We start from the raw sequence: 13,339 nt of genomic DNA, 5'->3' as shown, positions 1-13,339 counted from the left end.
ATTGTGGTGCCAATCGGTTGTTGTGATTGTTGAATTGCTAATAAGTCTGCCATGATACTACCAAATTTTACTTTATCTAGTTATTTGAAGGTGCAGTTATCTTAAGTAAAATTCATAAAAAATGTCTAAAGTTGCTTAGACATTTTTTATAATTGAACTATAGATTAGTTAATTGATACTTGAGATAATGTTTGAATCGATCGTTTGGTCTGCATCTACTTCCGCTTTATAAATTCCATTAGTCACATTAAATTTATTTACGTTGTAAGTAGATCCATAAATAGAATCTAATCCTTGTGCTTTGATAAATACCTTTTTATTAGCTGCGATATCTAATAAATGGGTACCACCAACAAACTGTTCATATTGGTTAGGATTCACCCCTACACGATTTGCCATAATTTTAACCGCTTCGTCGTGGGTTTTGGGATCATTAATGTATTTTACCGTTTTATCCCAAACTTGAATGATTTTTTTCCATTCTTCTTCATGACCTGCAAGTTTAGCCTTATTGACAGAAATCGTATCGTAAATTAGTCCTGGCTGATCTTTCGAGCTAAAGATGATTTTTGACCCAGGGACTGCTTTTAATGCCTGATTCGCCACAGGTTGCCAAACGGCAATCGCATCGACTGAAGATGTTGCAAATACTTGGGGTAATTCGTTCGTTGCTGAGTTAGTGATTTTGACATCACTAATTTTAGCACCATTTTTTTCTAAGGCAGTCGTTAACAGTAAATGGTCAACTAATCCTTGTTCAAGCGCGACTGATTTGCCTTTCAAATCGTTGATATTATTGATGCCAGGCTTTGCGATAATGACATCATTACCCGCAGAATAGTCAGTGGCTAAAATAACGACACCTTTAGTACCTCCAGAATTGATAACTAGATTATCACCATTTGTGACCATAACTGCATCAATCTGATTGGCACTAAATGCGGATAATGATGCTGAGTAATCAAACCATTTGAAATCAACATTAACACCAGCATCTTTTAACCAGCCTTTATCAATGGCAACTTGCCAAGCCACCCAACCTGGCCAATCACTATAACCAATAGTGATTGCAGGTTTCGTATTGCTTGACTCAGTGGTACTGGCATTAGTTTCTTTCTTTGGCACTTCAGCATTATTACTACAACCAAATAATGAAATGGTCAAAATTGGTAATAAAGCTAATGAAATCTTGTTCATGGTCTTCACCTTTTTCTATAACTTAAAATTAGTTGGTAGTTTTCAAGCTTTTGATATAGGATTTCCATCCTCCGAATTTAGTAATGTCTATTGCATTTTTTAAAGCGCCTGGTTCACAAATAAAACCCTTAACGAGCTTGTCACTCACGGTTTTAATCGTTCCAATTCCGAGTGGTTCCGGTATGAGAGAGAGAAAAGCCCCAAAATTTGCAATCGGCATTCGCCAAATTTCAATTAGTATTTCTTCTCCGTTTTCAGCAACATGCTCTAATCCAGGTTTTAAGGGCTGCGCATTAGTCAAAACATAAAGGCGGTATTCTTTGGCAGTTTTTGTGGTCTCAATCAGTACCGCTTGGTTATCAGTTAACTGGTAATTGAGTGGCATATTGGTGAGATGTGCGCCGACTACAGCAACATCAATTGTTGAATCAGGTAAAGGTGCAAGAGTTAAAGATACTGAGAACTGTTTTATACTGTCGCTATTACCAACTGGTAAGTCATTTAATGATTGCCATTGAACACCAAATTGCGCCAATGCTATATCATGCCAAGCTGGTGCGATCATGGTAATACCACTTGGTAATCCATCTTCTCTAATAAGATTAGGTAACGCGATGGCAGATAAATCAGCTAAATTAACAAAATTGGTATACGAACCCATATGGCTATTTTTGGTGAGTGGGTCAGCCTCTACTTCTTTGATGGTATAAATGGTAGGTGCAGTAGGCACCATTAAGGCATCAAACTCTGCTAGTGTTTCATTAATCAGTTGGGAAAATCTTGCTCGTCGGTACTCTGCTTGCATCGTATCGACTGCATTGAATTTGTCCCCCTGATCAATAATTTGATGAATTACAGGGTGAGTTTTATCACGATCTACTAAGCTATCTATTGACGCGGTTCTTTCAGCTACCCAAGCATCGTTATATAAAGCCGAAGCCAATTCATTAAATACAGTAAAATCGATAGGAACTATTTCAAAATTTAACTGTCTTAATTTATCTACAGCTATTTTAAAGGCTTTCTCACTAGTTTTATCACCATAAAATTCTAATTGCTTTGGAATAGCTATTTTATTTTTACTAAAGGCAGATGGTACATTACCCGGATGTTTGCGACTATAATCATCTAGTTCATCATGACCTTGCATAACATGTGCAACTTGCCAAGCATCTTCAACTGTTAAGGCAAATATTGAGATAACATCTTGAGTACGGCAAGCCGGAATAAGTCCATAAGTTGAGAACCAGCCTTTTGTAGGCTTTAACCCCACAATATTATTATGCCCTGCAGGGACTCTACCAGAGCCAGCCGTATCAGTACCTAATGAAAATGGAACCAAACCATTCGCTACGACCACTGATGAGCCCGAACTCGAACCACCGCTGATGTATTTTGGATTAAAGCTATTTTTAACCGCACCGTAAGGTGAGCGTACCCCAACCAATCCCGTAGCAAATTGATCCAAATTCGTTTTACCTACAACAATTGCACCTGCTGCTTTGAGTTGCTTTATTACAGTAGCATCTTCGGTTGCAACATACTGGATATCGGGGCAAGCGGCCGTTGTGGGAAAATCTATAACATCAATATTGTCTTTAACAGCAAAGGGCACACCAAACAATGGTAACTCATCAGCTGATTTATCGGAAAGCACCTCGATTTGGCGTTGTAATTGTGATTCATCAGCAAGTGTGATCCACGCATTATCTTCATTACTGAAATTTCTGACATACTCAAATAGATCTTTTAAAGCTATTTTTTGCTCTTGATAAGCATTTTTCCATTCTTTTATGGTCCAATGTCGCATTTGTTCGTGTAACACTTTAAATCCTCATAACTGTAATTATTTAGTTTTTGATAGCTATTTTTTTCTTGAAAATATATAGCGATAATTATTAGTCCGCGCACAAAGTAGTTGAAGTAACAACTGTGGAACATCTAATTGCTTCAATAAAGATTTTAAAGAAAACATTTATTTTTCTCCTTCTATTTCAATATCTTAAATAATAAAAAACAGGACTAGTAGATAAATGCAGTTTGTATGCCAAGTTATTTTTTGAATAATTAAGTGAGTTAACGTGTTTTTTAAAAGAAAAATAGTCATAATGGGGTGTTATTTTTTTTGCTTTCACGATAATAAATTTAAAACGCCACTTAAGAGTGCAAAATTCAGTAGGTTTGCACCAAATTGATATTGCGTTCACAATATTCTGAGCAAAAAAATAGCCCACCTTGGTGAGCTATTTTTTCAATAGTAAAATATTTATTCAGGCGCTAAAACGAGTAATGCCTGCCCTGTTTTTACCGTATCCCCTTGATGGATTAAGACTTGATCCACGCGCATTCGTTTTGGCGCCACAATTGGAATTTCTATTTTCATTGCTTCAATGATGGCAAGTACTTCATTTTTTGTGACATTATCGCCAACCTGACATTCAACTTTCCAAATTGAACCTGCCATATGGGCTTCGACCACAAGCCCCCCTTCTGGCACTTCAAGCGTTTCAAGCTCGGGTGTTTTATCCATGTCTTCCGCAACATATTCATTAAGACCTGCTTGTTTCCAGCGTTCACGTTCGGCATCAAAGTTTTTTTGTTGTACTTGCTTAAATGAGTTAATCGATGCTTCATTATCCTTTAGAAATTGATTATATTCACTTAGATTTAATATCCCGTCTTCTATACGTAATTTCAAACGCCCTGCCTTAAAGTCTTCACGCATTTTTAACAATTCATTTTCTGACACTTCATAAAAGCGAATTTGATCGAAGAATCGCAGAAGCCACGGTTGACCTGCTTCAAAATTTGGATTTTCACGATAACGTGACCATACTTGGGTCGTACGTCCTACAAATTGATAACCTCCAGGCCCTTCCATGCCATATACACACATATAAGCCCCGCCAATCCCAACCGCATTTTCTGGGGTCCATGTACGAGCAGGATTGTATTTTGTGGTAACTAGTCGTTGTCTAGGATCCAATGGTGTAGCAACAGGTGCACCCAAATATACATCCCCTAATCCCATCACAAGATAGCTGGTATCAAAAAACATATCTTTGACTGCTTGCTTGGATTCTAAACCATTGATACGTCGAATAAATTCAACATTATCAGGACACCAAGGCGCATCCGCTCTTACAGTCTTGGCATACCGCTCAACAGCAAGATTGGTTTGCGAGTCTTGCCATGCTAATGGTAAATATACCGTACGTGATGGCACTTGCATTTGGCTAATATCTGGTAAAACATCTTCTGCATTAATAAGAATATTAAGTAATGTTTTCTGATCTAATAGCAAACAATCAAAATGAATCTGTAAAGAACGAATACCAGGGGTTAGATCTATGATGCCTGTTAGTTTTTGTGAGATTAACCACTCCATTAAGCCATGAACCCTAAATCGTAAATTAAGGTCTAGTACTTGCTCGCCATATTCCACTAACAAATAATTGTTGCCCGCAGGTCGATAGACGACTTTTAGGTATTGGTTATTTGTATGTTGTGTCGCCAAAATTGGAGAGTTTAGCGTAGCAGGTTCAGCAGTAAATTTGCATTCATAATTTACTTTATCTATACCTACTGCCTGAATTTTAGCTGCATATTTTTCTGCCATTATCTTGGCAGTATCATAGCTGACAGGAATAAAGCTAATCGTGTCGCCTGCTTTTAATTGTCCTACTTTCCATAATTCACTACTAATAATCACTGCGGGACATACAAAACCGCCTAGACTTGGACCATCTGGACCTAAAATAATTGGCATGTCACCCGTGAAATCAATGGCACCGATGGCATAAGCATTATCATGAATATTAGAAGGATGTAATCCAGCTTCACCACCATCTGTTCTGGCCCATTGCGGCTTCTCACCAATTAAACGAATACCCGTACGGCTTGAGTTAAAATGGACTTCAAATTGCTGTGCAAAAAAACGTTCGATATCTTGGTTGGTGAAAAAATCAGGTGCACCATGCGGACCATACATCACAGCGATTTGCCAATGATTATCAAAGCTAGGAATCTGATCCTGCTTTAACATTGTTGCACTATTTAGCGTTACTTCGGTAATGGGTAGCATATCACCAATGAGTAGATTTCGACCTGCATGTCCGCCAAACTGTCCTAAAGTAAACGTGGCTTGTGAACCTAAGTATTTAGGGACATGAACACCTTGTTTAATACCGATGTAGCTGCGCAATCCATGAGTTATCTTTCCGCATCGTAGAATTTGTCCTTTTTTAATATTGATCGTCTGCCACATTTCAATTGGTATATCATCTAGCCAAATTTCCATGACTGCACCTGTGATAGCGATTTGGCTATTACAATGGAATTTTAAGCTTGGCCCTTGCAACGTACATTCAAGGCCTGAGGTGTTGAAAGGGTTGCCTAGCAATTGGTTAGCGACATTTAATGACAATGGGTCAATTGCCCCTGATGGTGGTACACCAACATTCCAAAAGCCAATTCGCCCTTCTACATCTTGTACGGAAGTTTGAATACCCGCTTGTAAAACTTCGATTTTTTGTGTTTTCCAAACAAAGCTATTGAGGAAACGGGTGGTTTGCTCGCCTTGTTTAAAAACGTTGCTAGATACGATATGTTGTAGATACTCCAAATTGGTTTCGATACCTGCAATTTTAGTTTTCTCTAGAGTCTGCGATAATTGATTAATCGCCTTCTCACGACTATCTGCTTTTACGATGATTTTAGCTAGCATAGGGTCATAGAATGATGAAACCTTAGAGCCTGTTTCCACCCAAGTTTCATTACGTGCTTTAGGGTCAAAAACTACTTCAGTTAATAATCCTGAGCTTGGTTGGAAGTTTTTGATCGGGTCTTCAGCGTAGAGTCGCACTTGGATTGAATGCCCATTAGGTAGTAGCGGTTGAGTTGGCATTTTCCAATCGTTACCTGCCAAGGCAACCATCCACTTAACTAAATCTACATTAAAAATCTCTTCAGTCACTCCATGCTCAACTTGCAAGCGAGTATTGACTTCCAAAAAATAAAATTGCTGATTATCTTTATCTAAAACAAATTCAACAGTACCTGCTGATCGATATTTGACCGACTGCATTAGTTTTATTGCTACCTGCTGAATGTATTGGCGCTGTTCGTTGGTTAGATGGGGCGCTGGCGTTTCCTCTATGACCTTTTGATTGCGTCGTTGTACAGAGCAATCTCTCTCGCCCAGTGCCACAACATTGCCTTGTCCATCTCCAAAGATTTGTACCTCAATGTGGCGAGCATTTTGTACAAATTTTTCCAAGTATAATCCTGCATCTTTGAAATTGGCTTGTGCAAGATAAGCTACCGTTTGGTAAGCTTCAGTTAGTTCTGATGCGTTCCAAACCAATCGCATACCAATACCACCGCCACCCGCAGTACTTTTTAACATCACAGGATAGCCAATACGATTAGCTTCCTGTATGGCATGAGCTAAGTCATTTAGCAATGAACTACCAGGAAGTAGTGGCACTTGGTTTTGTATCGCAATTTCTCGAGCAGTATGCTTAAGCCCGAAAGCACGCATTTGTTCAGGTGATGGACCTATAAAGGCAATATCCTGCGCTTCACATAATTCTGCAAAATTAGCATTTTCTGATAAAAAACCATAGCCGGGGTGTATACCTTGGGCCTGTGTCTGCTTGGCAACTTCAAGTATTCTTTCAATATTTAAATAACTTTGCTGTGCGGGTGACTCACCAATATATACTGCCTCATCAGCTAATGTAACATGTAGCGAGTCTTTGTCAGCTTCAGAATAAACGGCAACGGACTGGATACCCATTTTCTTTAAACTACGAATAATACGGCAAGCAATGGCACCGCGATTGGCAATTAGCACTTTACTTAACATGTTGATGACCTTTGTGATTTATTTTGGGTTAATTAATTGCCTTGATGGATAACCAGTTGGATCGGTGTTGGATTATATGCATTACAAGGGTTATTTAACTGCGGACAGTTAGAAATTAGGACGATTAAATCAGTCAATGCTTGAATCTCTACAAATTTGCCTGGTGCAGAGATACCATCACCAAAATTTAGATCACCATCAGAAGTAACTGGTACATTCATGAAGAAATTAATATTCGGACCAATGTGCCTTACATTTAATTGATAAGCTTTGGCAATCGGGTGAGTGCTTAATGCAAACATAAAATTATTGCGACAACTATGCATTGGATAAGTATTATGATGGTAACGCACGGTATTACTTTCACAAGAACATGCTCCTCCTAATGTGTCATGTCGTCCACAATTATCATCATGAATAATGGCGATTTTGCGTCCATAGTTACTGTATAGGGCTGTACCTTTTTCAAGATAAATTTGCTGATTAAGTGCCAAAGTATCTGTAGCACTGTATCGCTCATCAGGATTCTCTGCACTAATAAACAAGGTATCTACTGCTTGATTGCCCTCTAAATCAACTATACGAAAAAATTGCCCTGCTTTGACCTCACCCATCCAAGCTTCACCCGCTGGGCATACTTCATTTAACAATGCATTGGCAAAAGTAGACGGTGTAATTCTAGACTGGCTATTGAAGTGATTGGCTTGCATTTTTTAATCCTTATTGTTATTTACTCATCAATTTTTAAATTGCATAATAGGTTGTAGTATTAGCAAAACCCCGAATATTTTGCTCGCAAGAATCACGGCAAATGTCTTTATCGTTTAAAGGAAATGCTTTATAAAAATTAAGCTCAATATCGGCGGGTTGATAATTTGAGGATTTATCTAATCCATGTGGCGCAGCAGATAAAAAAACCAAACAGTTCATCTCAAAACGCATTTCGATAATTTGGTTTTGATTGTCAGTTGCTTGATACGTTAAATTACCCTCATCATCTGGCGTAACTTTGGAAAACAAATTAACGGTTGCACTCAAATCTTTCGCACTTAAATTAAACTTACTCATTTCAATAAGCAAACTGTCAATACCATTTTGATACATGTCATTACGCGCTTGCTCAAAGGTTTTTTGACCAAAGTTTGCTATTATCTGTTCTGGTCGACTAGGCCCACACAACACATCATTCCAGCCATGCTCATCAAAGACTATTGATGCCATGACGCGCCCTAAGTCCGAATACAGTACATTGCCTGCGGTAAGATAAGCCGTGTGCTGCGCTTTAAGGCTATCTGGCATATTAAACCGCTCTAGTTTTTCTTCTGCGTTGACACAATACATTGATACGTTCGCATTCTCCGATAAGGCTTTTAGCTGCAGTAATGTTCCCCGCTGCACTCTTCCTGACCAGTGATGTCCGCCAGGCAGTAGAATTTGTTGAAGTCGTTTTTCATCATGATAGTTATTAATTACTTGATTATTATCAGACATTGTTTATCTCCGAGATCGTATGTTATTTAAAATCAACTAACTTGGTAGGAGAATTCAAAATTTGTGCCATCTGTATGTTTTTCAGAAAATGGCGAAAACTTCATGATTCTTGATAAATGGGGAATAAAGAGTGAGCGGTGCATAAAAGCCAATTCGTTATGCACTCATTTCATGCATCAAGTGCACTAATTTGACTCAATTGTTTTTAGTGGTGCAAATACCCTTAACTATTTCACTACTTTACTATTTTTAGTTAAGTGAGTTTGTTCTTGATTAAACCAATTGATACCAAAATTGGTCGTTGGTGATTGAGTAATAAAAGAAAAATGCGGTTGATAAACATCTAATTTGAAAAATAATTTGTACAGTTCGCCACTAATATATTTATATTGGAATAAACTTCCATCTGAGTCAAAATTAAAGCCCTCTAAATTCAGCTGCTGATTGACTAAATCTGATTGGGTGGAGTAACTAATCTTTCCTTTTGTCAAAGCAACAGACACTTCATAACTTGTAAAGATAGACTCAGTAATTCCATCAACATTAGAAGTCGCTGGCAATGTTGAAAATTTATCTAATATAGCTTGATCTGTAGGCAATCGAGATTGAGCATATGCAACGCAATCTCCAGCTATGATATATCCCCCATCTAGGGGCATTTTAACTCCTTTATTTATATCTTGGGCTTGATAAATTCGTAAGCCACACCATAGACCTTCATTGGCTTGTTGCCGCCAATCTTCCACATAGGCCCCTGAAGGCGCAAATTCTAATATTGCATTCCCTATAGGCAATAGTTTGGCAGGTTCTGGCCACTGATTATGTAATTGATAGCTATGACGAATATCCCATGAGAGCGTTTGCGTTGCTGTGTCCCAAATTGTTGAGCCTAGCCAGCCTTGCCTATCCAAAATTGGGGTATTCAAAGGATCACTCAAGCGAAGATCAATGGTAAATGAAGCAGATTGAAACCAATACACAATCGTCGTTTCATCCGTCAATCCATTAAAAAAGGTAATGCTTTTACGTCTAAAGCAGCCGTACAAATAACTAGGTAATGCGATGTCTGTAGAGGCAAATGGCTTTAGTTGACTAAGTAGTTGATATAAATTCATTGGTGAACGACGCTCTCTGCCAAACCAAAATTAATAGGTGTAAGGTCATTGCTCATTACAAGCTCGCCATTTTGTAACCGTTTTTTTAAGTAATTAAAACTTTGAACGGTTTGATTAAATAAATGCTCGCCGCATTTGATGGCGGGGTATTTTGGATGTGCTGTATCTATCAGGGGTTTAACAATAAAATCATAGTTACATGAAAAGAAAAATGGAAAAGCATAGCGTTCTTCTTGTACTTTTTTTACGTGATGTTTTGTTGCTATGTATTGACCATTGGATATTACCTGCATCATATCGCCAATGTTCATCACTAAGGTGTCCTCGATTAAAGGAACATCCACCCATTCACCATTTTTTGACAACACTTGCAGCCCTGGTGCCGTCGGCAATAGCAACGTAAAAAACTCATAGTCCGTATGAGAGCCTATCCCCAAACTATCTTGTGCATTAGGATTATAGGGATAATGTATCAATCGCAGCTGGCTTGGTGCAAACGTTAAGTGTTCATCAAAGTAGGTTTCAGTCAAGCCTAACGCTAGTGCTAATGCCCTAAAAATTTGATGACCTATCTGTCTGATATGCTGATAATACTGCTGTACCGTCTCTTTAAATATTAAACTATCAGGCCATTGATTTTTGCCCACTAAAGAACGACATTCAGTGTCACCTAGGTAATCAATGTTGATATCATAGGCTTCTTTAATATCATGACTATTAGGCTTAAATTGCTCCTCACCGATAGGCACATAGCCGCTATGATTTTGTGATTTGCCAATATAATGCTGCATTTTCACGGCTTCTTCTTGAGCAAAATACTGCTTGGCTACTTCTAAGAGTTGCTTGAAGAGATTCTTATCAAAATTACTACTTTTTATGTGTAAAAAACCCGATTGGCGACAAGCATTATCCATTAAAGCTGCAACAGATAACCGCTTCTCAATATTTGTACTACTTAAATCTGAAATATCGACAATGGGTAATAAAGTATTTTCGATTATATTCATTGTTTTTCCTAAAAATTCGTAAATCATGTGTCGGTTAATTTGTATAATTAAAATTTATCATTAACTTTAGTCATTCTTGGGATTTTTGGCAGATGCGCTAACGCAGGATCCAGATTCTCTTCATCCTGGGCATGTACAAGTAAATTAACATGCTCACGTAATACCTTAAACTCAGCACTTGATGTCATATCGGGTGTCCGAGGTCTTGGTAGATTTACCTCAATAATTTCTTTGACTTCCCCTGGATTGGTTTTGAGTGCGATAATGCGATCAGCTAATAAGATAGCTTCATCCATATCATGTGTCACAAATAAAATAGTGATATTTATGTTGTGCCAAAGATCCATTAAATGCTTTTGCATCTTTTGGCGTGTATAAGGATCTAATGCCCCAAATGGTTCATCCATTAGTAGAATTTTGGGTTCATTAACTAGAGATCGAGCAATGGCAACTCGTTGTTTCATTCCACCTGAGAGTTGATGTGGATAATGATTCTCATATTTATCAAGGCCCACAATCTCTAACCATTCCCTTGCATGAACCTCGGCAGTTGAGTTACTTAACCCTTTCATTTGCGGTCCAAACATGACATTTTCTTTTACCGTTTTCCAAGGGAATAATGTATAGCCTTGAAAAACCATACCACGATCGGTACTAGGTCCAACAATAGGGTTTCCATGCATCAAAATTTCGCCAGATGTATAGGGATCTAAGCCAGCTACGATACGGCTCAACGTAGATTTACCACATCCAGATGGCCCTATAATGGAGATAAACTCTCGTTCATGTATATTTAGATTTATGTTGTTAAGAATGACTCGAGTTTGTTTACCATCTGCAAATGACTGAATTAGGTTTTTAGTTTGTAAGATAACAGGGCGTTGATATAATTCTTTAAAATAGCCCGATGATAATTCATTATTATTTATTATCATTATTTGATTCCTTTTTCCCATTTAAATAAACGTTGACCCAATTTCATTAAAAAGAAGTCGCATAGCAGTCCTATAACTCCGATGATTAAAATCGCTGCATAGACATTTGCAAAATTTTGGTAACGTGCTTGCTGGGTTATAAACCAAGTAATACCGGAAGTGGCACCAATCAATTCTGCGACAATCAAATAAGTCCAAGCCCAACCTAGTAAGACACGTAAATCCCGATAGATACCTGGTAATGCCGCTGGGATAACGACTTTGGTTAAACTGGTCAATCTTTTCGTACCAAGTGTTGCACCTGCTTCAATTAACCCTTTATCAACTAGTCGAGTCGTGTTTGCAATAATTAAAATTTGTTGAAATAAAGTACCGATGACAATGATTGCAATCTTAGGTGCATCATTAATACCCAGTATAGCGACTGCTAAAGCGCCAAAAGCAGGGGCTGGCAAATAACGAAAAAACTCTACAAAAGGTTCAGTCAATTTGGAAATCACATTTGATACACCACTTAAAATACCAAGCGGTATCCCAATAAGTGAAGAAATTAAAAAAGCTAGAAATACAAGTTTAATACTTTGCATTAGACTTTGATGAAACCAAGGACCATCCGCTTGTGTAGGCGGTGTTGTAAAAATAGTGACTAAAGATTTTGCAACTTCATGCGGAGGTGGTAAATAAATTGGATTAGATAATATTCCCTTTGGCGGTGCAAAATCATGATTGACAGCATCTTGAGCTACATTAAAATAATCTGCTTTATTAATACGATCGCCAATTTGAAATGACTTAGTCGCGCCTGGATCGGTGATTTGAACTTGTGGATGCCAAACAAAAGGAACGTAGCTTACTATGCACCAAACAAACAAAGGAATCAAAAATGAAAAAATCGAAAAAATAAAATTCGACTTATTTTTCAAAAGGTTATTATTAGTTCGCATTATTAATTATCCATAAAAACACTATAGTTTTCTTAATGCAAACACAATGCCAAGTTAAAAATTGGAGGAAATAAATTTTAAAATAGTTTGAAAAATACGGTTATCAAACCCAATTCTTTCTCCATGATTCAACAACTTGGAATCCAGTTAGGCTTTAATAATGATATTATTAAACAGACATCTTTCCCAACTGTAAAGCTAAATGGGTATAATACTGATTAACGTCTCCCTCTGTCACAATAGTTGTCACCCCCACCTACACAAACCAAATGGAAGAAAAGAAGATAACCATGGCACGATGCAGTTAAAACAAAAATACAAAAGGTAATATTCATTACGAATTTATCTCAAAAGACCGTCAAAATCGAGCCAATCATCAGCTAATCTCACTGACACTCTTACACTATCATGAAGAGCAAGCTCTGGCTCAAAGGATGTTTGACAATATCGAACAGAAATTTCAGCATAAAGATGACCCAAAGGAATTTCAAAATATCCTACAAGTGTTTTTTGAAAAGGCGATGACTTCCGTCCTCGAAATTGGTTTCCCATTCAAGCAACAATCTTTGTTCTTCAAATTCATGAAAATATGGCTAAAAATCTCACCCAGCATCTATTATCGTGTCAATATTTACCTTCTTAGCACCACTACTCGAGCTCAGATTTATACCCCAAATTATGTACAAGCGTTTAAATAGGTATTCCCAGACTTTGAGGGATATCTCACTCAAAAAACGGGGTATAGTGGTTTTACCATCGCGATGATTAGACCAAATGACAA

9 protein-coding genes are annotated in these 13,339 nt (G+C 37.7%); all 9 read right to left on the bottom strand.

Translation table 11 applies throughout. The features are described from left to right. Positions 1 to 168: 168 nt before the first annotated feature. The 9 genes from RT143_RS08410 to RT143_RS08370 all read right to left on the bottom strand — a co-directional run bounded on the left by RT143_RS08410 (position 169) and on the right by RT143_RS08370 (position 12,558). A complete protein-coding gene (locus RT143_RS08410) occupies positions 169 to 1,197 on the bottom strand; it encodes an ABC transporter substrate-binding protein (protein WP_313092395.1) in 1,029 nt (342 codons plus the stop codon). 28 nt (positions 1,198 to 1,225) lie between these two features. Then, on the bottom strand, positions 1,226 to 3,007 hold the full coding sequence (atzF, locus tag RT143_RS08405; RefSeq protein ID WP_313092403.1) for an allophanate hydrolase: 1,782 nt from the start codon (positions 3,005 to 3,007) through the stop codon (positions 1,226 to 1,228). Positions 3,008 to 3,463: 456 nt separating this feature from the next. Next, positions 3,464 to 7,066, bottom strand: coding sequence for an urea carboxylase (gene uca, locus RT143_RS08400; RefSeq protein WP_313092393.1), 3,603 nt, complete (start codon positions 7,064 to 7,066; stop codon positions 3,464 to 3,466). A 32-nt stretch (positions 7,067 to 7,098) separates the two neighbouring features. Beyond that, a complete protein-coding gene (locus RT143_RS08395; protein WP_313092391.1) occupies positions 7,099 to 7,776 on the bottom strand; it encodes an urea amidolyase associated protein UAAP2 in 678 nt (225 codons plus the stop codon). Between the two features lie 34 nt (positions 7,777 to 7,810). After that, the gene (locus tag RT143_RS08390) at positions 7,811 to 8,557 is read right to left on the bottom strand and encodes an urea amidolyase associated protein UAAP1 (RefSeq protein ID WP_409519706.1); all 747 of its coding nucleotides are present in this window, start codon (positions 8,555 to 8,557) and stop codon (positions 7,811 to 7,813) included. A gap of 227 nt (positions 8,558 to 8,784) precedes the next feature. Next, the gene (locus RT143_RS08385) at positions 8,785 to 9,672 is read right to left on the bottom strand and encodes a hypothetical protein (protein WP_313092390.1); all 888 of its coding nucleotides are present in this window, start codon (positions 9,670 to 9,672) and stop codon (positions 8,785 to 8,787) included. After that, positions 9,669 to 10,679, bottom strand: coding sequence for an isopenicillin N synthase family dioxygenase (locus tag RT143_RS08380; protein WP_313092388.1), 1,011 nt, complete (start codon positions 10,677 to 10,679; stop codon positions 9,669 to 9,671). Before RT143_RS08380 ends, RT143_RS08385 begins: the two co-directional genes overlap by 4 nt. A gap of 47 nt (positions 10,680 to 10,726) precedes the next feature. Continuing rightward, a complete protein-coding gene (locus RT143_RS08375; protein WP_313078736.1) occupies positions 10,727 to 11,614 on the bottom strand; it encodes an ABC transporter ATP-binding protein in 888 nt (295 codons plus the stop codon). After that, positions 11,614 to 12,558, bottom strand: a complete 945-nt coding sequence (locus tag RT143_RS08370) for an ABC transporter permease (protein WP_313078737.1) — start codon at positions 12,556 to 12,558, stop codon at positions 11,614 to 11,616. Before RT143_RS08370 ends, RT143_RS08375 begins: the two co-directional genes overlap by 1 nt. Between the last annotated feature and the right edge of the window lie 781 nt (positions 12,559 to 13,339).

Origin of the sequence: Moraxella sp. CTOTU48268 (assembly GCF_032069585.1) — a bacterium.
Classification (GTDB): Bacteria; Pseudomonadota; Gammaproteobacteria; order Pseudomonadales; family Moraxellaceae; genus Faucicola; species Faucicola cinerea.
This window is presented reverse-complemented; position numbering and strand designations above follow the sequence as displayed.